Origin of the sequence: Anaerotruncus sp. 80, assembly GCF_009936115.1 — a bacterium.
GTDB classification, from domain to species: domain Bacteria; phylum Bacillota; class Clostridia; order Peptostreptococcales; family Anaerovoracaceae; genus Senimuribacter; species Senimuribacter intestinalis.
In genome coordinates this window covers 23,125-44,861 of the sequence record NZ_QWES01000010.1, presented here as the reverse complement: position 1 = coordinate 44,861, position 21,737 = coordinate 23,125, and the positions used below count along the sequence as shown (strand labels likewise).

The 21,737-nt window shown below is 44.2% G+C and carries 21 protein-coding genes and 1 pseudogene; 2 read left to right on the top strand and 20 right to left on the bottom strand.

Annotated features, from left to right (window positions below; all coding sequences use genetic code 11):
• Positions 1-5: 5 nt before the first annotated feature.
• The 6 genes and pseudogenes from D1155_RS06105 to D1155_RS06080 form a co-directional block, all read right to left on the bottom strand.
• Complete coding sequence (locus D1155_RS06105; RefSeq protein ID WP_160201503.1) at positions 6-563, bottom strand: peptidylprolyl isomerase; 558 nt, start codon at positions 561-563, stop codon at positions 6-8.
• Positions 560-1,174, bottom strand: coding sequence for a TetR/AcrR family transcriptional regulator (locus tag D1155_RS06100; protein WP_160201502.1), 615 nt, complete (start codon positions 1,172-1,174; stop codon positions 560-562). The genes D1155_RS06105 and D1155_RS06100 overlap by 4 nt, the downstream gene beginning before the upstream one ends.
• Positions 1,175-1,186: 12 nt before the next feature.
• Complete coding sequence (gene proC / locus D1155_RS06095; protein WP_347560972.1) at positions 1,187-1,984, bottom strand: pyrroline-5-carboxylate reductase; 798 nt, start codon at positions 1,982-1,984, stop codon at positions 1,187-1,189.
• Positions 1,985-1,996: 12 nt separating this feature from the next.
• Positions 1,997-3,379, bottom strand: a complete 1,383-nt coding sequence (locus D1155_RS06090) for an aminopeptidase (RefSeq protein ID WP_160201500.1) — start codon at positions 3,377-3,379, stop codon at positions 1,997-1,999.
• Positions 3,380-3,390: 11 nt separating this feature from the next.
• A pseudogene (hypD, locus tag D1155_RS06085) lies at positions 3,391-5,761 on the bottom strand (trans-4-hydroxy-L-proline dehydratase).
• Positions 5,762-5,765: 4 nt separating this feature from the next.
• The gene (locus tag D1155_RS06080; RefSeq protein WP_160201499.1) at positions 5,766-6,671 is read right to left on the bottom strand and encodes a glycyl-radical enzyme activating protein; all 906 of its coding nucleotides are present in this window, start codon (positions 6,669-6,671) and stop codon (positions 5,766-5,768) included.
• Between the two features lie 234 nt (positions 6,672-6,905).
• Between D1155_RS06080 and D1155_RS06075 the strand changes: the two genes are divergently transcribed.
• Positions 6,906-7,568 carry a GntR family transcriptional regulator gene (locus D1155_RS06075; protein ID WP_160201498.1) on the top strand — a complete coding sequence of 221 codons (663 nt, stop codon included), beginning with the start codon at positions 6,906-6,908 and terminating at the stop codon, positions 7,566-7,568.
• 154 nt (positions 7,569-7,722) lie between these two features.
• On the opposite strand, the gene D1155_RS06070 is transcribed toward D1155_RS06075, so the two are convergent.
• On the bottom strand, positions 7,723-8,307 hold the full coding sequence (locus tag D1155_RS06070) for a PhzF family phenazine biosynthesis protein (protein ID WP_347560971.1): 585 nt from the start codon (positions 8,305-8,307) through the stop codon (positions 7,723-7,725).
• 313 nt (positions 8,308-8,620) lie between these two features.
• Between D1155_RS06070 and D1155_RS06065 the strand changes: the two genes are divergently transcribed.
• A complete protein-coding gene (locus D1155_RS06065) occupies positions 8,621-9,298 on the top strand; it encodes a GntR family transcriptional regulator (RefSeq protein WP_160201497.1) in 678 nt (225 codons plus the stop codon).
• A gap of 56 nt (positions 9,299-9,354) precedes the next feature.
• On the opposite strand, the gene D1155_RS06060 is transcribed toward D1155_RS06065, so the two are convergent.
• The 13 genes from D1155_RS06060 to D1155_RS06000 form a co-directional block, all read right to left on the bottom strand.
• Positions 9,355-9,942 (bottom strand): FMN-binding protein, encoded by a 588-nt coding sequence (locus D1155_RS06060; protein ID WP_160201496.1) that lies wholly within the window; start codon positions 9,940-9,942, stop codon positions 9,355-9,357.
• A gap of 10 nt (positions 9,943-9,952) precedes the next feature.
• A complete protein-coding gene (locus tag D1155_RS06055; protein WP_160201495.1) occupies positions 9,953-10,999 on the bottom strand; it encodes an FAD:protein FMN transferase in 1,047 nt (348 codons plus the stop codon).
• Positions 11,000-11,057: 58 nt separating this feature from the next.
• Positions 11,058-12,041 (bottom strand): hypothetical protein, encoded by a 984-nt coding sequence (locus tag D1155_RS06050; protein ID WP_160201494.1) that lies wholly within the window; start codon positions 12,039-12,041, stop codon positions 11,058-11,060.
• Positions 12,042-12,142: 101 nt separating this feature from the next.
• The gene (locus D1155_RS06045) at positions 12,143-12,943 is read right to left on the bottom strand and encodes an RnfABCDGE type electron transport complex subunit B (protein ID WP_160201493.1); all 801 of its coding nucleotides are present in this window, start codon (positions 12,941-12,943) and stop codon (positions 12,143-12,145) included.
• Between the two features lie 14 nt (positions 12,944-12,957).
• A complete protein-coding gene (locus D1155_RS06040; RefSeq protein ID WP_160201492.1) occupies positions 12,958-13,536 on the bottom strand; it encodes an RnfABCDGE type electron transport complex subunit A in 579 nt (192 codons plus the stop codon).
• Positions 13,529-14,209, bottom strand: a complete 681-nt coding sequence (locus D1155_RS06035) for an electron transport complex subunit E (protein WP_160201491.1) — start codon at positions 14,207-14,209, stop codon at positions 13,529-13,531. Before D1155_RS06035 ends, D1155_RS06040 begins: the two co-directional genes overlap by 8 nt.
• A gap of 5 nt (positions 14,210-14,214) precedes the next feature.
• Positions 14,215-15,306 carry an RnfABCDGE type electron transport complex subunit G gene (locus tag D1155_RS06030; protein ID WP_160201490.1) on the bottom strand — a complete coding sequence of 364 codons (1,092 nt, stop codon included), beginning with the start codon at positions 15,304-15,306 and terminating at the stop codon, positions 14,215-14,217.
• A complete protein-coding gene (locus D1155_RS06025) occupies positions 15,303-16,247 on the bottom strand; it encodes an RnfABCDGE type electron transport complex subunit D (protein WP_160201489.1) in 945 nt (314 codons plus the stop codon). The genes D1155_RS06030 and D1155_RS06025 overlap by 4 nt, the downstream gene beginning before the upstream one ends.
• Positions 16,248-16,263: 16 nt before the next feature.
• A complete protein-coding gene (rsxC, locus tag D1155_RS06020; RefSeq protein WP_160201488.1) occupies positions 16,264-17,586 on the bottom strand; it encodes an electron transport complex subunit RsxC in 1,323 nt (440 codons plus the stop codon).
• Between the two features lie 148 nt (positions 17,587-17,734).
• On the bottom strand, positions 17,735-18,640 hold the full coding sequence (locus D1155_RS06015) for a DNA/RNA non-specific endonuclease (protein WP_160201487.1): 906 nt from the start codon (positions 18,638-18,640) through the stop codon (positions 17,735-17,737).
• 134 nt (positions 18,641-18,774) lie between these two features.
• Positions 18,775-19,032 carry a DUF3343 domain-containing protein gene (locus D1155_RS06010; protein WP_160201486.1) on the bottom strand — a complete coding sequence of 86 codons (258 nt, stop codon included), beginning with the start codon at positions 19,030-19,032 and terminating at the stop codon, positions 18,775-18,777.
• Positions 19,033-19,060: 28 nt separating this feature from the next.
• Positions 19,061-19,906 (bottom strand): D-alanyl-D-alanine carboxypeptidase family protein, encoded by an 846-nt coding sequence (locus tag D1155_RS16100; protein WP_347560974.1) that lies wholly within the window; start codon positions 19,904-19,906, stop codon positions 19,061-19,063.
• Positions 19,891-21,468 carry a recombinase family protein gene (locus D1155_RS06000; RefSeq protein WP_160201484.1) on the bottom strand — a complete coding sequence of 526 codons (1,578 nt, stop codon included), beginning with the start codon at positions 21,466-21,468 and terminating at the stop codon, positions 19,891-19,893. The genes D1155_RS16100 and D1155_RS06000 overlap by 16 nt, the downstream gene beginning before the upstream one ends.
• Positions 21,469-21,737: the final 269 nt, after the last annotated feature.

The following is a 21,737-nucleotide window of genomic DNA, read 5'->3' as shown; positions in this document are numbered from 1 at the left end:
TGTAACTACAGTATAAACGATGACGTAACGTTAGAGTCAAGGGATTTTTCTATATTCACTCGTTGCATATAAACCGGCGTCTTGGGCACGTTGATCTCCACGCCGTCATCATTAGGCACAGGAATGAGTGGCAGATTCGTAATGCGTTCCACAACGTCCCAGCCGGAAATCACTTTGCCAAAAGCGGCAAAATTTCCGGAAAGCCGCTTGCCTGCCTCATCGGACAGTACAATGTAAAACTCACTGCCTGATGCGATTTTTCCATCGCCGCTCATGGCAACTGTTCCCTTTTCAAAGGGCACGCGGTTGACAAATCCATTCAGCGCGCACTCTGCGACTAGTTCCACATCGCAGCGTGAATCATCAAAATGGGTATAGCTGGGCTGCAAAACAAAGTCCGGCACAATGCGGCGAATCTGCCTGCCGTCATAAAGCCCTGCCTTTGCCATGCGAATAAAGGAAGCGACCGTCTCCGGCGCTTCCCTTTCATATAATCGGATTACTACACTGCCCAGCTGCGTATTATCCATTGCAAATTCTATCACTGCAGTGGAATCATTCATGCCTTGTTTTCCTTTCTCTGAAAAAATCCAAGCAGCAGCGGCATCATTTCCCTGCTGTATTCCGAAAGGGAATACGCGCCGCCCGTGAGACACCAGTCTGTTACAATGGCTCGCTCCGTCATCACATAAGCACGCACCAGCTGGCTGACCGTTTTATCTCTGGTAAGTTCCCCTCTGCGCTGTCCTTCCTCGATGATTCTGGTAATCAGGCGAAAGTACACACGATTGGTATCCAGAAGATGACGATATCCCTTGCCCTGCAGCTGCTCCGCATACATCGAAGCAATCAGATCCGGCGAAGTCATATCTTCTATCATAGCGTGGATTTCACCGTTGAGAAAAAGCAGTTTCTGAAAGCTGTCCATTTCCGGTTTCAGCTCTTTTTCCAGCTCCGTGTATTTCTCATCCAGAATATCAGACCAGGTCGCAAGCAGATCACCTTTGCTCCGGAAATAATAGTAAAAAGAGCCCTTGGCAATCCCTGCTTCCTCCAGAATATTGTCCAGGGTCGTATCTTCATATCCTTTCTCCCGGAACAATTTCCACGCGGCGTCGATAATGCGGCTTTTCATGTCCGTCCTTTTCATGTCCGTCCGAGTTTCACGATTCATCAGAAAACCGCCTTACATGCTCGCTGCTTTATCCATACATGCCTGCATACACTCGATCAAAGCGCTGCGAAATCCTCTTTCCTCCAGCACACGCACCGCCTCTATCGTCGTACCTGCCGGCGAGCAAACCATATCCTTCAGTTCGCCCGGATGTTTTCCCAGTTCGGTTACCATAGCAGCGCTGCCCTGTACTGCCTTTGCCGCAAACTTATACGCCTGCGGTCTTGGCATGCCGCCCATGACTGCCGCGTCCGCCATGGCTTCGATCATCATAAATACATAGGCAGGGGAACTGCCGCTGACGGCAACTACCGCATCCATCACGTTCTCAGCAATAATCTCATAGTCTCCAAAACCGCCTAAAATTCTGCTGGCAGTTTCCTTGTCTTCTTCTGTAACAAATGTATTGCAGCACATTGCCGTCATGCCGCAGCCTACCATAGCTGGCGTGTTCGGCATAGTTCTGATAATGCGCACGTCTTTGCCAAACTGGTCAGAAAGCCACTGCAGCGTTTTTCCCGGTGCAATAGTGATGATTAACTGTTCGCTGACTGCATCTGTGATCTCCGCAATTACGGACTGGTAGTATTGCGGTTTTACCGCTAAAACCACTATATCGACAGCTTTGACAAGCGCCACGTTGTCCGGTGCAGTCTGAATCCCGAACTGGCTGACGGCTTTTTCTATAGCAGCCGGCAGTGCATCTGTTCCATAAATATCCGTCGGTGCAAAGACCTTTTCCTTAATGATACCGCCCATAATTGCGGAAGCCATATTTCCGCATCCGATAAATCCTATCTTCATAGTCAAACCCTCTTCTCTTTACTGTAATTTTTCAAAGAATACACGGCAGGCAAGGCACGCCTCGTACAAGTCGCTTTTCAGCATAAATTCGTAAGGCGAATGCGCACCCAGCACGCAAATTGCCGCATCAAAGCTCTCCATACCCATGTTGGAATAATCCACTGCGATAGTACCAAAACCGCCAAACTTTTCGATGCCTGCAAACGGCTGCCAGATGATATCGTTGTCATTGAATATCTTTCGAACCTGCCCCAAAAATTCTGCGCTGGCTTCACTGGTGTCCATTTTTCCATAACGGCTGGCATATTTAATCACCTGCAAACCATGTCCCAAAAGGGAACCGCTATACGGCTCACAAACCTCTGGATAATTCGGGTCATTACCGCAGACCGCTTCCAACGACATCACTTTGCTGCCCAGCTGAATGCGGTTTAAGGCGATGCCATCTCCGCCGCATCCGCTCTTTTCCGCCAGCAAACGGAGGAAATAGTCCGTTACTCTGGAATGGGAACCGGAACGTCCTTCAAAACCAATTTCTTCTTTATCCGCAAAGATGGCAATTGCGGTTCGTTCTGGCGCCTCGCACGCCAAAATGCCATGAAGCTGCGCATATACTGCCGCCCGATCGTCAAAACCGTAGCCGCACAGCGCGCTGCTGTCAAGACCAATATCTCTGGTTCTGCCTGCCGGTACGATTTCGATTTCCGCACTGATAAAGTCTTCTTCTATCATACCATACTTTTCGTAAAGATACTGCAAAATATTTTCTTTTACGGCGTTTGCCATATCTCCTTCCGCAGGGGTTGCGCCCAGGAACACATTCATCTGCTCATGGTTATAGGCTTCTTCCTGCTTTCTCTGCCCCTGCTCCACAGAATAGTGCAGCGACATATCGGTGATAAAGAGAGCCGGTTCGTCTTCCGACGCACCCTCTGCAATTTCTATGACAGAACCGTCTTTGCGCACCACGGTGCCGTACATGGACAGAGGCGTGCTGGTCCATTTCTCCAGCTTGGAAAGGCTGTACATGCAGGTCTTTCCGTAAGCAAAACCATCTTTTTCAAAGATTGGCAGAATCTTAAAGTCAAGACGTGTACAGTCAGTATGAGCTGCCACAATGTTTGCGCCCTCCGTTAGCGGCTTCTTTCCGACCACAGTCAAATAGAGCAGCTTTCCGTTATCGTTATAGTACACCTTGTCGCCGGCGTTCACGCTGTCCTTTCTCGTGATATCAACAAAGCCTTTCGCCTCTGCCCGTCTGACCGCCTCCGCCACACAGAGGCGTTCTGTCTTGGACGCGTCGTTAAACGCCTTAAAATCTGCTGCCGTTTCCATAATACTGTTTTTCTTTTCTGCGGAAGCATTCTTCCAAATATTGGTACGCTTATAGTTCAGTTCCATCTTTTTTCCTCCTAGTTAAAATCCTGTTCGGTTCTCATGATGATTTCATCCTGCAGCGCTTTGGACAGGTTGCGGAAATAGTCGCTGTAGCCCGCCACGCGCACGATCAAATCCTTGTTTTCCTCCGGATGTTTCTGCGCCTCAATCAACGTATCTCTGCCCACCACGTTAAACTGGATGTGGTGACCATCCATGGCAAAATAGGATCGAATCAGGTTTGCCATCTGTTCCAGACCCGTATCTCCTTCCACGGTTTTCGGCGTAAATTTCTGGTTGAGCAGGGTGCCGCCTGTGGTCAGATGATCCATCTTTGCCGCCGATTTGATGACGCTGGTCGGTCCGTAAATGTCCGCCCCTTTTTCCGGTGAAATCCCCTCGGATACCGGCATGTGGGCGTGTCTGCCGTTGGCGCTTGCCAGCATCACCTCGCCGAAATAAACGTGACAGGTAGTCGGCAGCATATCGATGCGGAAATGTCCGCCCTTAGTATTCGGTCTTCCCGTTACGGAATCTCTGAAATAGGCGAAAACTTTTTTCATGATGTCGTCCGCGTAATCGTCGTCATTGCCGTATTTCGGGCTAGCGTCGTGTACCCAGTGATAGATATCATCGTGGCCTGCAAAGTCGTCTTCCAAAGCCTTCGAAAGCTGCTCCATATCAAAGTGCTTTTCATCGTACACGTTATATTTAATGGCCGCCAGGCAGTCAGTAATAGTGCCAATCCCCACACCCTGAATATAGCTGGTATTGTATCTGGCACCGCCTGCGTTGTAGTCCATAGCTTTTGCAATACAGTCGTTGGTAATGGAGGAAAGCAGTGGCACCGGCATATCCTTTGCGTAAATCTGCTCGATGACGTTAGTTCCTCTGATTTTGATATCCAGGAAGTACGCAACCTGCTCAAAATATGCTTTTTCCAGTTCCTCGTAGCTCTTATAGTCTGCGGCATGACCGGTTTTTAAGCCCAGCTGTTTTCCACCCACAGGGTCAAAACCGTTGTTCAGCGTAATCTCTAAAATCTTCGGCAGGTTGAAGTACCCGTTCAAAATATATGCTTCGTTTCCGAACGCGCCGGTTTCTACGCAGCCGCTGGTGCCGCCAAGGCGAGCATCCGCAATGGATTTTCCTGCATTGACCAGTTCCATGACGATGGCTTCTGTATTATAAAATGCCGGCTGTCCCCATCCCTGTCTGGAAATCTCACAGGCTCTTTTCAGGAATTTTTTCGGCGTTTTTCTGCTGATCTGCACGTTGGAGCTAGGCTGTAGCAGACGCATGTCGTCCATACAGTCTAAGATCAGATAGCTGACCTCGTTGACGCCGTTTTCCCCGTCCGGCGTGATCCCGCCGGTATTGATGTTTACAAAGTCCGTATAGGTGCTGCTTTCTTTCAAGGTGATGCCTACCTTCGGCGGCGCCGGCTGGTTGTTGAATTTTACCCACAGGCACTCCAAAAGTTCCAGCGCTTTTTCTCTGTCCAGGACGCCGTCTTCGGTGTCTTTTCTATAAAATGGAATCAAATGTTGATCCAGTCTGCCCGGTGAAAACGCATCCCAGTTGTTCAGTTCGCCAGTCACGCAGATATGTACAAACCAGTACATCTGAATCGCCTGCCAAAAGGTTTTCGGCGCATGCTCCGGTACTACCCTGCAGTTTTCGGAAATCTGCTGAAGCTCCGCCTTGCGTTTTTCGTCAGTTTCCTGTTCCGCAAGCTCGCCTGCATAGCTTGCATATCTTGCGCCCAGTGCGATAATGCCCTCGCACGCCAGCTTCATACCTTTCAGTTCGTGTTCCTTTGCCAGTGCCTGCGGGTCGTTATAATAATCGATGTTTTTTAGCTCTGTTTCAATTCTTTCAATACGCTCTGCAAATCCTTCCACGTAAATCCGATTGCCGCAAACGGTATGTCCCGGACCTCTCTGCTCCATGAACTCTGTAAAAATCCCTGCTTCATAAGCATCTTTCCATTCCTGGCTCATGTGGTCTTTTCTTCCTGATAGTGCGATTCTGCCAGTAAGGGATAATTTCCGTCTCCTGCAGGGCAAACCCCGCCTCATCGACAGAAAAATTGATTAAATCCCTGTCGTTCATCACGTGCATGTCTTCCATACTGTGACAGCAAAGTTCTGGAAAGGTCGGCGCACCTTGGGGCGACGCACCTTTTTCTCCCACAATCAATTCCCCTTCGCCGATGTAAAGGGTCTTTTTCTCACAGTAATCCTTCAGCGCCTGTCCCCGCAGCTCCGGTACGGAAAGCACTCCCTCAAACTGCTTATAGGTTTCCGTCATAATCTTCGCGCGCTCCATGTCGATGTAAGGCTGAGTGGTTACGCTCTTTTCCCGCAGCTTCTGCACTCTCTCATTCATGCCTCTTTGTTCCATCTTCTTATCCTCCAATCTTTACGTTCTGAAATCCCATTTGCTGTAATATGTTCTGATAATCCGACAATTCGCCATCTGTCGGCGGCGCAAATACATCTTCGTAGGTTTCACCCAGCTGCCGGTATTTATCTTTGCCGTGATCATGATACGGAATTAAATTGATTTGTGCCGGCGCTATGTGATTCTCTCTGAGCCAGCGTCCAACAGATTCTATATCTTCTGACGAACTGTTGACCGGCTTTGCCAGAGGCAGCCTGAGCCAGATCTTAGCACCTGTTTTTGACAGCTTCTGCAGATTTTCTAAAATCAGATTATTGTCCACGCCTGTATAATGCTGGTGTTTTTCCAAATCTAACGCTTTTAAATCATATAAAAAAGTATCTGCATAAGGTAAAACTTCTTCAAAATTTTCCCACGGGCAAAAGCCGCAGGTGTCAATATTGACTGAAATTCCTCTATCGTAAAGCGCCTGCACCAAGTTCTTCAAATAGCCCGTCTCAACCCCCATAACTTCACCACCGGAAAGGGTTACACCTCCACCAGATTCCTCATAAAAAATCTGATCTGCTTCCAACATTTTTACCAGTTTCGCAGCTTCATAGCTGCGCCCTACTCTTTCAAGCGCCTGATGTTTACAAGTATCTACACATCTGCCGCATTTTCTGCAAAGATTCATATCTATAGATATTCCATTTTCCTGCATTTGAATGGCACCAATCCCGCAGGTCTTGATACAGCTGCCGCAAGAGACACACCGCTCCCGAAAGATGCGAATCTGTCTGTCCGGATTCTGCGTTTCCGGGTTGTGACACCACTTGCATTTCAATGGACACCCCTTGAAAAATACTGTGGTTCTGATGCCCGCTCCGTCATGAATGCAATATTTCTGAATATTGGTTATGTATGTCATCAATCATTTCCTTTATTTTATTGAACTTCGGTTTGTACTGTAGTCTAATTATATCACTAGTTCTATTTTTCTGTCAACAGTTCTTGCAAATCGTTCGCAATATTTTGTACTGTACTCAAATATTTTTGATTAAAATTGTAATATTTTGCAATATATTATCTTTTTTTATTTATCTCTTGAATTTTCTTCAAAATTTTGCTAAAATATAAATAGATTGTTTTAGGAGGATTCATCATGGCAAACAGTACTACATTATCTGAGCAGATTTACGATGAACTTTATCATGATATTACTGACCAGAGACTGGTCTGCGGTCAAAAGCTTACGCTAAAAATGCTAAAAGAGCGATTCAATGTAAGTCATACCCCGATTAGAGAAGCGCTGACCCGGCTTTCTGAAAATGGGCTGGTTACCTACTACTCCAACTGCGGCGTTACCGTAAGGCAATTTACCGAAAGTGATATTCGCCAAATTTTCCAGCTGATTGGGGAACTTGATGCACTGGCAATCCAGTTTTGTAAAAATTCCTTTTCCGAAGCTCCCCTTGTCTTTGAGCTGGAGCAGATTATCAAGAAAGGCAATGCCCTTCTTGCTGATAACAAGATAAATGAATGGAAAGATTACTCTGAGGAGTTCCACATTGCCTTTTACCGGCATGCACAGAATGAGTATCTTAACGATGCAGCCAAGAGACTGCGCTCCCAGGTCGAGGTACTGTCCTGCTTATATTATCAGCCAGTCAATGTGGACGAAATCAACCTCCGTCACGGTGAAATCTTCCAGTATATCAGTATAGGTGATTTTGACAGCGCAGCAAACCTCATGCGCAAGCATCTCCAGTTCGATATGGTCTATGCTTTGAATGCTTATCAGGAATATCAAAAAAAGAATAATTAAAAGCAAAAGCTGTCTTGCCTATAAAATGCAAGACAGCTTTTTAAATTGATGAGATTATCTGTCTACGTTAAGTTCTGCGACAGAATAAAGCGCTGCTTTTCCTGCCAGCTTTACGCGATCTGCGTCAAGTCTGCAGTACAGGGTACCTCCTCTTTTAGACGCTTGATATGCGATTAGTTCTTTTTTTCCCCAAGACCTCTGCCCAGTATGGTATGATATGGCAGTGCCCAGAACCACAAACTGGGTCTTCCGACACATTTAGTTTCGGCGCAAAGGTGCGAGACACGCAGTCCACATCGTTTCCCGGTGCAGTTACCTGCAACAGTAAACCATCCAGAGCTTTTAGCTTTTCCTGATTCGGCGCAAGGCTTTCTATAATCCCAACATCATCAAATACGCAAAGAAGGTCGCGTCCCATATAGGCCGCCTTCGGTCTTGCACCTATTGCCGCTGTCATTTCTTCTGTCACCGCTACCGGCTGCAGATTATAAGCGGGAAAATCCATCTCGTAAAGATCGCCGGCTTTCACCACTGTCAGCTTGCCGCTCAAGGTATGAAATATAATCTGCTCTGCACCCCTTTCATATTCCTGCATTAAAACAAAAGCTGTCGCCAGGGTAGCATGTCCACAAAGGTCAATTTCTCCACCCGGTGTAAACCACCGCAAATGGTATCCGTCTCCCTCCTTCACTGCAAAAGCCGTTTCGAACAAATTATTTTCTATTGTAATATCCATCATCAGTTCATCTGATATCCACTGTTCTAAAATACAGATCGCGGCAGGATTACCCCAAATACGCGATCCGTAAAAGCGTCAACCACATATTGCTTTATCATGTTGAACTCCTCCTTGCCAAAGTTGTCATCATTATAGCATAAAAGCACTGATTTTAAAATCAATTCTTCATAAGACGGTTTATTGCGTTCTTATTTCTGCACAAATTTTTCTTTACTATTTTGCAAAATTTATCTTTATATTATAAATAATTTGCATTTTTCTATATAATATGGTAAAATACAGATATTCTTTTATTGATTTTGAGAGGACTTCAATGAGCAATAAAACTACTTTATCCGAACAGATTTATCAGGAACTTTTCCACGATATCACAACACAAAAACTCATATTTGGGCAGAAACTGACCCTGCACGATTTGAAGAACCGTTTTCAGGTCAGTCAGACACCGGTTCGAGAGGCCTTAACCAGACTGATCGACGATGGTCTAGTTAACTACTATTCCAATTTAGGTGTTGCAGTAACAGAATTCACTGAATCGGATATCCAGAAACTTTATCAATGTATCAGCGAACTTGACGCACTTGCCATCCTTTTCTGCAAAAATTCCTTCACTACAGCGCCGCTTATTTACGAACTTGAAAAAATCATGGAAGCCGGGGATAAATATCTGTCTGAGGGTAATATCGATAAATGGCGATACTATTCTGATGACGTTCATCTCGTATTTTACCGCCATGCCCAAAATCATTACCTAGATGAAGCCGCTAAAAAAGTACGTGCTAAGATTTACTTCTTCTCTAATATGTACTATTATGACGATCCTGTTCATGTAGAAAACATTCATATGGGGCACCGCGAGATTTTAGAGAATATCAAGCTAGGAGATTTTGATGAAGCTGCTAATATCATGCGGCTGCACCTGCAATACAACATGGTATACGCACTCAACGCCTACAAAGAAGCTCCAAAAGCAAAGGATACATTTAAATAACCGCACGCATATTAAAAGACCTGACAATGATTTGCCAGGTCTTTTATACTCGATATTTATTCAGCAGCAGATACTGTATAGTTTGCCAATACAAATTCCTGTGCGCGGTTTACACCGTCCACCACCGCCTTAGAAGAAATGGTTGCCTTGGAAATTGCATCAATTGGAGAGCCCTGTGCAGTTTCGCCTGCAATCACAACCGGCAGATATCTTCCTGTAAACTGACCTTTAAAAGCGTCTGTTGCGATTTTTTCGCCCAGATACTCAGTTTCCTTCTGGCGCAACACATCAATGCCAAGTACTAGCGTGCCATCCGCAGAAATAGTGACAGCCAGTTCAATCGGCTCTTCAGCATTGTAGCCTACTGTAGTTCCCTTTACAACGTAGCCTACCAAAGCACCAGCTGTATCGTACGCTTCTTCCACTGCAGTTACGTTATAGTCTGCTGCATTGGTGCCTGCGATATCAATATCCTGTGTGGAGGCAATGGTAAAGTCCACTTCCACAGGTTCTGTATATTTCTTATTTGCACTGCCATAAATCGCCTCTGAACCAAAAATCACTGCCGCAGAAACTGCAATCATGACAACCAGCGAAATCACCCAGCTGGTAGATTTCGGATTAAAATGTGCACTCTGTTTCATACTATTCCTCCTATTTTATATATTGCTCAAAACCTGCGCTATAGGTCTTTTTATAGTCTTTATCCACCCAAACGGCTTCCACATCGTCCATGGAATCCACAAGACTGCGTCCCTCCTCAATTGACATATTGAAAAGAGTTGTGGACAAGGCATCGCCCAGCGCAGAATCCTTGCAAAGCACCGAAACGCTTGCCATATATTCCGCCGGCATTAGAGTCTTCGGATTGATAATGTGGCAGTATTTCTTTCCATCAACGATATAATATCTCTGATAATCTCCGCTAGTTACTACTGAAAGCTCTGTGATTGCAAGACTCTCAAGGTTTTCCTTGCTGTCAGGGTCAGGACTTTCTATCCCGATGTTCCAAAGTGTCTTCCCATCGTCATTCTTGTAACCGAAGGTTACTACATTTCCTCCGATACTGATTGCCGCCGAGGACCAGAGATTTTCTTTTGCGTAAGCTGAGGCCTCTCTGACCGCAAATCCCTTTGCTACAGCACCTACATCTAAACGCAGATTTGGATCCTTAAAATAAACAGTACGTTTTTCTTTATCAATGATTAAGTCGTCAAAGTCTGTATGTTCTGCCGCCTGCTTCAACTCCTGCATATCCGGAAGATACGCTTTTTCGGGGTTGTTTACAGAATAGGTTCTGCTGTCATGCCAGAGAGAAAGTACTGTGCCAAAGCAAATGTTGGTCTGTCCATTGCTCATATCGTAAACTTCCCGGCAATATTCCAGAAGATCAATAATCCTTTGATCGACCTCTACCGGTTCGTCTTTTGCACGCTGATTGATGACAGCAAGATTCACCATACCATCGTAAGTATTGTAAATATCATACAGCTTATTATATTCTTCCAGCATTTGATGAAAGGTTTCTAAATGGGCATCAAAGTCCTCCTGGCTATTATCGTAAGCAATTACCGTCGAGGCCGTATCAAAGACGTCGATAAAACTTGAGGAAAACCTCTCCGTCTTACCGCCTTCGGAATTCCCACACCCAGTGCATACCATCACAAATGCGATGAATAACAGGATAATTTTTTTCTTCATGTTTACTATGGAAAAGAGAGCAAAGAAGCCCTTGCTCTCTTTCAAACTCCGTCAGTAATTATTTTGCCATTGCAGCTTCAATAGTAGCAGCGATAGCGGAAATTACAATTGTACAGCCAGCCAGAAGTTCTTCATCTGTAGGATATCCATCGCCATCAACAGCTCCAGTAATTTCGTCTACAGTTTTGCCTACTGCCCACTTTTCATAAGCAGCAGCCTGTTCGTACCATTCTTTTTCGATTGGGGAAGCACCCTTCATGTTATAGTCTTCCTTCAATTCTTTTTTAGTCATGTAGCTTCCGGCTTCAACCTTGAATTTTCCGCCGTCTAATGCGCATTTTGCCTGAGAAGCGTCGATGAGGCAAGAAGTAATTTTGCCTTCAGCATCTACAGTTACAGCTGCATAAGCTGCGTCATACTGCAGATTTTCATCGCTGCTCTGATAAGATTTTTCAGCTGTTACAGCCAGCTTCAGAGTATCATCTGCAGAAGCGCCTAAATCCTGTGCATTGTTAACTGCGTTAGTGATTGCTGTTACGATGTCGTTTAAGAAGATAGTGCAGCCGGCAGTCAAATCTTCGTCAGTCGGATAACCGTCTTCACCGATACCAGCAGCTACTTCGTCAGCAGATTTACCTACTGCCCATTCTTCTAATGCGGCAATCTGTTCATACCACTCTTTTTCGATTGGGGAAGCGCCCTTCATGTTGTAGTCTTCTTTCTTTTCCAGCTTGGATCTCAGATCAGCAACAGAGCCGTCATCAGTTCCAAGGTCCGGCTTAATCTGCATTTCGTCAACTTTCAGGCTAACGATTTTGCCGTCAGCATCAACCAGAACAGCAGCAACTACAGAATCGATAGTCAAGGTTTCATCTTCAACATCTGCGATAGAGCTTACTACTGCATAACCAGTCTTTGCTCCAGCCGCATTTGCGTCGCCGCCAGCATTGTCACCACCATCATCAGAGCTGCCACAAGCAGCAAAGGAAAATACCATAGCGAGCGCCAATGCGGAAATTAATAATTTTTTCATCTTCAGCATAGTTTTCTCTCCTAATTTTCTTTTCATATTTTAGTATTAGCGTATAGTTATATTATATCGAACAATCTCTCAATTGTCAATATTTTATCAAAGATTCATGATTACTCAAACACTTTAATAATCTTTCTCGGACACTTCTCCGCACATGCACCGCAATGCGTACATTTGCTGTAATCGATTCTTGCAATGTTATTTTCCATTACAATTGCATCTGATGGGCAGTTCTTTGCGCAAAGCCCACAGCCGATACATCCTGCTTTGCAGGCGTTCATTACCTCTTTGCCCTTAGCAAGAGATATGCACTGCACTCTGTGAGTTGAAGCAGCCGGTACCAATTCAATTAAGTCGTGCGGACAAACTTTGATACACTTTCCGCAGGCAATACAAAGCGCTTCGTCTACAACGGCTTTCTTATCGATGATACGGATTGCTCTCTCCGGACAAACCTTTGCGCAGGAACCATAGCCCAAACAGCCATATTTGCAGGCATACGGGCTGGAACCCGGCATTTTAGCCGCATAAGCACAGCTTTCGATACCGATGTACTGATAATCCACCTGTTTCATGTCGCTGGTTCCGTTACATCTGACATAAGCAACCATTTTCTCCATGTCGCCTACTTCCTGTCCCATAATCTTTGCGATTTCCTCTGCAACAGGCTTACCACCTACAGGACATGCAGTTACTGGAGTGCTGCCTTCTGCAATGGCTTTTGCAAGGGCGTCACAGCCTGCGTAGCCACAGCCACCACAGTTACTGCCGGGTAACACTTCACGAACTGCCACTTCAAGCTCATTGACTTCTACGTGGAACACTTTTTCAGCAATACTGAGCGCAATACCGATGATTGCACTAATCGCACACAGAGAAACGACTGCGATTACAATTTCACTCATATTCATATCTGGTCCCTCCTCTATGCTAACATACCGAATCCATAAAATGCGATAGACATCAAACAAGCTGTCATTAATACAGCCGGTGTTCCCCTGAAGGAATCAGGGAAATCATTAGTCTCGCTCTTTTCTCTCACACCCGCCATGATAATGATGGCAATACCAAAGCCGACAGCAGTTCCAATTCCGGATACAACACTTGTGATGAAGTCATTTCCTGACTGCACGTTGGTCAGCGCTGTACCAAGCACCGCACAGTTGGTCGTAATCAACGGCAGGAATACACCTAAGCTCTGATAAAGCGGCGGAATAGCTTTCTTCAGGAATAGCTCTACAAGCTGTACCAGAAAAGCGATTACCATAATGAACACGATAGTTCTCAGGTAAGTCAAATCAAACCTTACCAGCAAGTAATCATAGAGCAAGCTGGACACTGCGGAAGCAATAGTAATAACGAAGATTACTGCACCACTCATACCAGCAGCTGTTTTTACATTCTTAGATACACCTAGAAATGGACAGATTCCTAAAAACTGACTCAATACAACATTGTTAATCAGCGCTGTTGTAAGAAGTACTAAAAATAAGCTGTTACTCATTTGCCTCTACCTCCTCACATACAGCCGGGCACTGCTTGCAGTTGCCGCTGCAGCCACCTTCACCTTTGACATGACGGTTAGCCCCTTTCAATTTTAGCTTGTTCTGAATCATACAGAGTATGGACAGTACGAAAAACGCACCTGGTGCCATGACGAAAATAGAAATCGGTTCATAGCTTTCCGGCATAATCTGTATGTTGAAAATGGTCCCATTACCAATCAGTTCTCTCACCATACCGATAACGGTAAGCCCTAGGGTAAATCCAAGGCCTATGCCTACACCATCAAAGATGGATAGGAATGGTCCATATTTGGACGCATAAGTCTCTGCTCTTCCTAAAATGATACAGTTTACTACAATCAGAGGAATAAAGATTCCTAGACTTTCATAAAGGAATGTCATATATGCATGCATCAAAAGTTCCACAATTGTTACAAATGATGCAATAATGATGATATAAACCGGTACTCTGACACCGTTTGGAATCACCTTCCGTAAAAGTGAAATGATGAGATTCGACATAATCAGTACCGCCATGGTAGCGATACCCATACCGAAACCGTTGCTGGCACTGGTAGTTACTGCAAGAGTCGGACACATGCCGAGCATGAGCACAAAGGTTGGATTTTCCTTGATGATGCCGTTATATAATCTTTCTAATACTGCTTTCATCTACCTCACGCTCCTTTCAGTTCATTATTGTAATACTCAATTGCACCGTTTACCGCTGTCAATACAGCATCCGTTGTAATTGTCGCACCAGCAATCATGTCAATTTCATTGTTTTCCTGCTTTGCACCAGAAGAAACGTGGGAAACAGTCGCTGCCTTCATACCGATAAACTGCGCTGCAAACTCATCGCTGGTACACTGTCCGCCAAGGGTCTTTGTCTCGTTACAAATCAGCGTGGAAAAGCCTTTGATGACTCCATCGCTTCCGATTCCCAGTGCAATCTGTAAATCTCCATCATAACCATTATGTGCAGTTACAATAACGACATAGCCTTCGCCCTTTGCATCTTTGACCTCATTGACTGTATAGTCTTCACCGCTGACTTCACTGAATTCAATGTCTGTCAATTCTTCCGGAGCAATGCCCGGGAACGCTTTTTCCATCGGGTCTGCCTCCTCTGTCGGCGCAAGCCCTCCGCCGAAGTTAGCTTGGTAGAATGCGATGGCTGCATTGGCTGCATCGGTTACAGCACCTGTCGTAATGGTTGCACCGCCAATAGCATCAATTTCATTGTCAGCAGAAGCGCCAGTCTTGCTATATGCGAGCTGTTCTGCTTTTTTTCCTTTAAATTGCTCTGTAAAAGCAGGCTCTGTACACTTGGAGCCAAGTCCTGCAGTTTCCGAATGGGATACTACATTAAACCCTGTCAATGTGCCATCAGAAGTAATTCCGACTGCAATCTGAATGTTACCGCCGTATCCGCTAGGGGAAGTTGCTGCGATAACATAACCCTTTGGTGTCGCACTGGAATCTGCCGGGTCGATTACTGCTAAAACATCGTTAATAAAGCATCCGTCGTATCCTGCTCCAGCCAGCATTTCTGCCGAGCCTTCAAGAAGCGCATCTGTGTTATCAATCTGAGCAAAACCCTTTGCCTCTGGATACACAACTTTGTAAACTTCTGCTCTGGCGTTGATTTCTGCCTGGTCAATCGGACCCTTGGTAACCTGATAGACAACCGATAATGCCAGAATCGCTATAAAAGTAACAACTACTAATACTAATGTATTGGCAACCGTTGCCGTTTTCTTTTTCATGCTTTGCTTCCTCCTTTCGCCTTTTCACTGCCGAAAGGCTTTGGAATTGTAATATTCTCAATCAGCGGAACAAGAAGGTTGCAGATAATAATCGCATAGGACACACCTTCTGCGGAAGAACCTACGGTTCTAAACAGAGCTGTGAACAATCCCAGAAGAATGCCATAGAGTAATTGTCCCTTCGGCGTAATCGGGCTAGTCGCATAATCTGTCGCCATAAAGAATGCTCCTACAAGAAGACCACCAGAAAGAACCTGTGCTAACAGATAATTCGTACTGATGTCACCACCGTTAATCAAATTAATCAGCAGAATAAATGCTGCCGTTGACAGTATATAAGTAAGCGGAATTCTCACAGAAATCACTTTCTTTACAATCAGATAAATACCTCCCGCAAAAATTGCCAGCGCGGATACCTCTCCGATACATCCGCCGTGGAAGCCTAAAAACAATGACAGCAAATCAGGCAGTTCTCCGGCCTTCATTGCTGCAAGCGGAGTTGCAGAGGAAACACCATCCATAGTAAAATCTGTCATTCTTCCTGAAAATGAAATTAACAGAAAACATCTTGCTGCCAACGCAGGATTCATAAAGTTCTGCCCCAGACCGCCAAACAGCATTTTTACTGCAACGATAGCAAAGAGACCTCCCAGTACTGGCATCCACCATATTGCTGTAGCCGGCAGATTGATTGCGAGAATCAATCCTGTCACTACTGCACTGCCATCAAAGACAGTCACCGGTTTCTTGACTGCTAAATCAAATAAAATCTCTCCAATTACACAGGTCACTACTGAAATAATAATTACCTGCAGTGCACCTATTCCGAAATGATACACGCCAAAGGCGAGAATCGGAAGAAGTGCAATGATTACATCCCGCATAATAGACTGGGTCGTACTTTGCTCCCTCACATGAGGAGACACTGAAACATTATACATAAAACACCTCTACTTCTTAACCAATGATACGCATTTCACGCACTTTTGCCTTGCCTAGCTTAAACATCTGCGTGAGTGGAATCTTTGCTGGACAGCCATAAGTACAGCAACCGCACTCCATACATTCCATACCACCTAAACGGTCGAACTTCTCATAATTCTCTGCCTTAATTTCTTTTGCGAGCATTTGCGGAACCAAATCACTCGGACAAACGCCTACACATCTGCCACAATGGATACATGCCGACTGGGCAAGTGCAGCTACATCATCCTGATTGAATACAAGAATCGCAGAGGAGGTTTTCACCACAGGAACATCCAAAGTGCTAAGTGCTGCCCCCATCATAGGTCCTCCGGCAATAAATTTCACTGCGTCCTCTCTCGCACCCCCGGCAGCTTCCAGTACTTCACCGAAAGACATCCCCAGCGGAACATCTAAATTACAAGGCGTATTTACACCCTCACCTGTAATTGTCATAACCCTGTGAATCAGCGGCATATTCTGATATACTGCTTCATATATTGCAAAGCAAGTAGCTGCATTGACAACCAAACACCCTTTGTCCGCCGGCAGCATTTTAGAATTGATTTTTCTTCCTGTCACGGCATAAATCAGCTGTCTTTCGCCACCCTGCGGATATTTGGTCTTCAAAGAAACGACAGAAATTCGCTCTTCGCCTGCAGCCTTTTCCTGAAGCAGCGCAATCGCCTGCGGCTTATTGTCCTCTATTCCGATTACTGCTCTCGCTTTCTCAAAGAGCTTCAGGATAGCTTTGATGCCCAGAATCATTTCATTACTTCTTTCCAGCATTAAACGATAATCTGCCGTCAAATATGGCTCGCACTCTGCACCATTGATAATAATGGTATCGATATCCTGCGGATTCTTCGGAGAAAGCTTCACTCCGCTAGGAAAACCTGCACCGCCTAGACCGACAATACCAGCTTCTGTAATCGCATCAATAATTGCTTCTGCTGACACGTTGTCCAAATCACGGCTCTCACCATAACCATCTACGGTTTCATTCACATTATCGTTTTCGATTATAATACAGTCTGTTTTTTCTCCGTTTACAACAGTTCGCTTTTCAATGGACTTTACCGTTCCTGACACTGCGCTGTAAATTGAAGCAGAAATATACCCGTCAGATTCTGCAATCATTTGTCCTTTTAGTACACGTTCACCCGGTGAAACAATTGCTTTCGCCGGCGCTCCAATATGCTGCAGCAAAGGATATACCATGGTATTTGTCGCAGAGACAGAAGTGATAGGACTATCTTTGGATAGCTCCTTCCCTTCATACGGATGAGCTCCTTTTTTTGCCTTATTTTGACTCATTCAATCACGCTCCTCTTATTAAATAGGCAGTTTTATATCTTATTCTAGCATAGTACTTTAGTACTAGCAACGATTTTGTTAATTTCTTGACAAAATTTCCTAATATATGTATAATATTTTTTAATATATATTATTCAGTCTATTCCATCTACTGTTTTGCCTTTCGATATCCTGCCTCAATCGCTTCTTCCTCTGAATCAAAAATAATCAGATTCTTGGAATCTTCCATCTCCTCATAAGCTCGCTGACCCGGGCAGTGATAAATCTTAGAGCGTTTATTACCCCTTATCTCTTCGACAATTTTCTCCTCTTCATCATCCTGCGCTGCTGCATTATTTAGGTCGAGTCGATTAGCCCCATTGCTGTAATCAATTTCGATTCCTGGCTGTACATTATAAACAAATACATTAAAACAAACACCCTCGCCATCGTCCTCCACAGAATATCCTTCCATCTGCACTCCTCTGGCTACTAAATCGTTTCCATCATAAATTGGCGTTACACGATACAACACATGTCCGCCTGTTTCTTTTACATAATCCGCCACCATATCCTCAAAGGGAAGCATTCCGTCCACATTCATATATCTGGTGCCGGTAATGAGATTTTGCTCATTGGCATTCTCTCCAGTTAGCTGATATCCCAGAAGATGGCAGCGATTATAAAGATATTTTCCGTCTACAATGTCGTATTTGGCAAGCTGCCAGCCAGACGGCTTGACCATGCCGATGCTGCCTCTCTTTTCGGTGGGCATTAAATCCCTGCCTACATTGGCAAAAGCAACACCGCAGCGTCCAAGACGGTCCAGATCGCTATATGTCTCAAAGGATTCTGTGGACATATCTGCTTCTGAAAACGCTGGCATATTATCTTCCAGTACAACATAAGGGCTGTTCTCATAAGGCGGAATTTCTGAAAGAGAATAAGACGCAGTCTCTGAAGTTTCTAAAATCCCCATCTGCTCAAGCTGACTGCACCCGGACAATAATACTGTCAAAGTTAAAATCAGTATTAAAACTCTATTCTTATTATAAAACAATTTGTATAAATCCATTCCTGCACGCTCCTATCTATTTATTCTATTTCATTATCCCAAAAGAACATTCGTTCGTCAAGAGCTATTTTCAAAAAAAGAAAAACTGTGCATTCAATGTGGCACTGAATGCACAGTTTGGATCCTATCTCTTTTTACACACTTCTATAAGACTTTGTTCCGCCAATACGAGTCACCTGATAGATTCCTCGAGTTGTAATCTGCCGTTCTGCCAACACTCCCCGCACCCGTTCTATTGAGTCAATCCTCAGATAGAGTCCGGTGCTGCAGGAATGGGTTATCTGCGGAGGCAACTTTCGCAGGGCAGCATGAAATCCATTTTCCTCCAGGACATCTTTGGCATAGGCTGCTTTATAAAAAGAAGAAAAGGAAAGAATATACTCATTCTCCATGGTAGTCTCCTTCTATGTGCTTCTGAAATCAGAATAAATTTTTTATCTTCCGTATGTAATAGGTTAGGAAGGAAACTTTCTTTACATCTCTGTCGGACACCAGATCGTAGGTGCCTGCTTTTTCTTTTCCGATATATACAGTCAAAGTGCCTACTTTGTCACCTTTTCGCAGAGGCAGTTTTATGTTCTTATTTATGGTAACTTTACATGCCGCCTGCTTTTCTTCTCCTTTTTTAACAAAAGCTGTTATTTTTTCGGTAGTTAATGCTTGAAAAGAATAAGGTTCTCCTTTATCAAGGGTCACTTTTTTCATGCGCTGCCCCTTGTCTGCCAAGGTGACCGACGCATAGTTGGCAAATCCGTAATTCAAAAGCTTTGAAACTTCTTCAAACCGGATTTTTGAAGTCTTTGCACCTAACACCACGGCTATCAGCGTAGTATCATCCTTTGTCGCCGAAGCAGAAAGGCAGAAGCCCGCCTCCTGAGTGAAGCCAGTTTTTATACCATTAGCACCGGGATACTGTTTGATTAATTTGTTGGTATTGGTCAGTCCGAACTCCTTTTCTTTTCCGGGAAGCCCAACCTGTATCGTCGTCTGCCAGGTATTAAACCATTTTTGCGTGTGCTCGTGCTTCAAAAGCTTTTGCGACATCACTCCTATATCATATGCACTGGTGTAATGATCTGCTACAGGTAATCCGTTGGTATTTACAAAGTGCGTATCCCTCATGCCAAGTTCTTCAGCCCGCTTATTCATTTTTTCCACAAAAACTTCTTCACTGCCCGCAATGTATTCCGCCGTAGCAACACATGTGGCGTTTAATTGGGAGAACTTTTGGGAGCATTTCTGTCTGTTTTTTAAGCAATCCTGAATTTATAGTTGACTTCTACAGTGTGATCTTCAAATATGTAAATGCTGTCAATCAAATTCAAAACCATTTCTCTCGTTAATTCTTTTACATCGAAGTTATCTGCAAAATTCTCCAGCCAGGAACCGAAATCGGCTTTTCCTTCAGGTTCAACTTGCTCTCCTTTGCACTTCTGAATTTTTCGCTGCAGTTCTTTTTCTCTGTCGTCATAGTTTTCTTTCAGCTTTACATATTCAGACTTGTTTAAGAGTCCGTCTGCGAAATTTTCAAAGGCCTTAGCCTTATAGTTTCCTATTTTCTTCAGTTCCTCATTAAGCTCATTCAGCTTGTATGCTCTGTCTTCACTGCCGCTGATACACTTAAACGCTCTTATTCTGCCTTTGCTTTCGCTGCTCAATATAACCTTAGCCTGCTGCTGCAAATCCTTCAGAATTATTTCCTTCAATGTATCTTCACGGATGTTATGGCTGGTACAGTATCGGTTGCCAAATCTTTTATACTCACTGCAAATGTAGCATTTATGTCTTTCACCATTCTTTTTCCTCTTTGTGTAATATGGTGTCATAGGCTTTCCGCAGTCTCCGCAAAAAAGTCTTCGGGCAAACAGCCCTTCATTCAAGAGGTGAATATTCGTCTCTCTGTGTCGTTCTGTAAGCCTTTCCTGCACCCTTCGAAAAGTCTGTTCATCGATAATCGGTTCATGAGTATTTTCAACCCGGATCCATTCTTCTTCCGGCACAGCCTTTTTTTCTTTTGTTTTATATGATCGTTTCACACACTTGTTTTGAACCAAATGCCCAATGTACACTTCATTTTTAAGAATGGTATTGATCGTCTGGAAGGACCAGCGGCTGCTTTCTCCATATTTCTCATTGGCATTATGATAATTCAAATGAAGTACCCGCCTCTTATATTCCGAAGGGATAAGAACGCCTTCTTCAGTAAGAATACAGCCGATTTTGTCCTTGCCGATTCCACTCAGATACATATGAAATATCCGTTTTACAATGCCTGCCGCATATGGATCGGGAATCAGCAGATGATGATCCTCCGGCGATTTGACATAGCCATAGGGAGCAGATTGTCCTAAAAACTGGCCTTTCTGCTGTTTTATCTTAAAACTTGCCCTGATAGATTCTGACAGGTCTTCACAATACCACTCGTTGATCAAGGCATTAATCTGTCTTGATTTTTTGTTTCCCTTAACCGCCGTATCCACATTGTCCACCAGACTGATGAACCGAATTCCCCAGAGTGGAAAATCATGATGCAGATATTTCTCCAGATGTTCAATATTTCTGGTAAATCTAGACTGACTTTTTGAAATCACTACATCAAACTTTCTTGCTTCCGCATCGTGAATCAGTTTCTCAAAACCCGGTCTGTCATCATAAAGACCGGAATAGTCGTCATCCTTATATATGTCATATAGCTCAAAACCGTTTTTTTCAACGTAATCAAGAAGCATCATCGTTTGATTGATGATAGATTGACTCTCCTGTTCTTCGCATTCCTTGTCAAGATCTTCCTTAGATAATCTGCAGTATATTGCCGCCTTTAATTTCATTGGTACTCCTTTCCCGACAATATTTATAATGATTTGCTCTATATTACCGGATTATTTCCCTGCTGTAAACTTTGCGTTACTACCATTTTAATAATTTTAATCATACAATTCTCCAAAGATTCATTTCCATAGTTACACCTGATGGTATATCCACTGGATGTTTTTTCGTTTTTCAAATTCATTTTTCTTTCTTTCATCTCTTTATCACCCCATATAATCTATGATTAAATTGCATTAACATGTCCCCTTTTTTCATTTTTCTTTCTAAA

Coding starts and splice junctions, on each gene's coding strand:
- D1155_RS06105 (WP_160201503.1), bottom strand. CDS start 563: ATGAATGATTCCACTGCAGTGATAGAATTTGCAATGGATAATACGCAG.
- D1155_RS06100 (WP_160201502.1), bottom strand. CDS start 1,174: ATGAATCGTGAAACTCGGACGGACATGAAAAGGACGGACATGAAAAGC.
- D1155_RS06090 (WP_160201500.1), bottom strand. CDS start 3,379: ATGGAACTGAACTATAAGCGTACCAATATTTGGAAGAATGCTTCCGCA.
- D1155_RS06080 (WP_160201499.1), bottom strand. CDS start 6,671: ATGACATACATAACCAATATTCAGAAATATTGCATTCATGACGGAGCG.
- D1155_RS06075 (WP_160201498.1), top strand. CDS start 6,906: ATGGCAAACAGTACTACATTATCTGAGCAGATTTACGATGAACTTTAT.
- D1155_RS06070 (WP_347560971.1), bottom strand. CDS start 8,307: ATGATGGATATTACAATAGAAAATAATTTGTTCGAAACGGCTTTTGCA.
- D1155_RS06065 (WP_160201497.1), top strand. CDS start 8,621: ATGAGCAATAAAACTACTTTATCCGAACAGATTTATCAGGAACTTTTC.
- D1155_RS06060 (WP_160201496.1), bottom strand. CDS start 9,942: ATGAAACAGAGTGCACATTTTAATCCGAAATCTACCAGCTGGGTGATT.
- D1155_RS06055 (WP_160201495.1), bottom strand. CDS start 10,999: ATGAAGAAAAAAATTATCCTGTTATTCATCGCATTTGTGATGGTATGC.
- D1155_RS06050 (WP_160201494.1), bottom strand. CDS start 12,041: ATGCTGAAGATGAAAAAATTATTAATTTCCGCATTGGCGCTCGCTATG.
- D1155_RS06045 (WP_160201493.1), bottom strand. CDS start 12,943: ATGAATATGAGTGAAATTGTAATCGCAGTCGTTTCTCTGTGTGCGATT.
- D1155_RS06040 (WP_160201492.1), bottom strand. CDS start 13,536: ATGAGTAACAGCTTATTTTTAGTACTTCTTACAACAGCGCTGATTAAC.
- D1155_RS06035 (WP_160201491.1), bottom strand. CDS start 14,209: ATGAAAGCAGTATTAGAAAGATTATATAACGGCATCATCAAGGAAAAT.
- D1155_RS06030 (WP_160201490.1), bottom strand. CDS start 15,306: ATGAAAAAGAAAACGGCAACGGTTGCCAATACATTAGTATTAGTAGTT.
- D1155_RS06025 (WP_160201489.1), bottom strand. CDS start 16,247: ATGTATAATGTTTCAGTGTCTCCTCATGTGAGGGAGCAAAGTACGACC.
- rsxC (WP_160201488.1), bottom strand. CDS start 17,586: ATGAGTCAAAATAAGGCAAAAAAAGGAGCTCATCCGTATGAAGGGAAG.
- D1155_RS06015 (WP_160201487.1), bottom strand. CDS start 18,640: ATGGATTTATACAAATTGTTTTATAATAAGAATAGAGTTTTAATACTG.
- D1155_RS06010 (WP_160201486.1), bottom strand. CDS start 19,032: ATGGAGAATGAGTATATTCTTTCCTTTTCTTCTTTTTATAAAGCAGCC.
- D1155_RS06000 (WP_160201484.1), bottom strand. CDS start 21,468: ATGAAATTAAAGGCGGCAATATACTGCAGATTATCTAAGGAAGATCTT.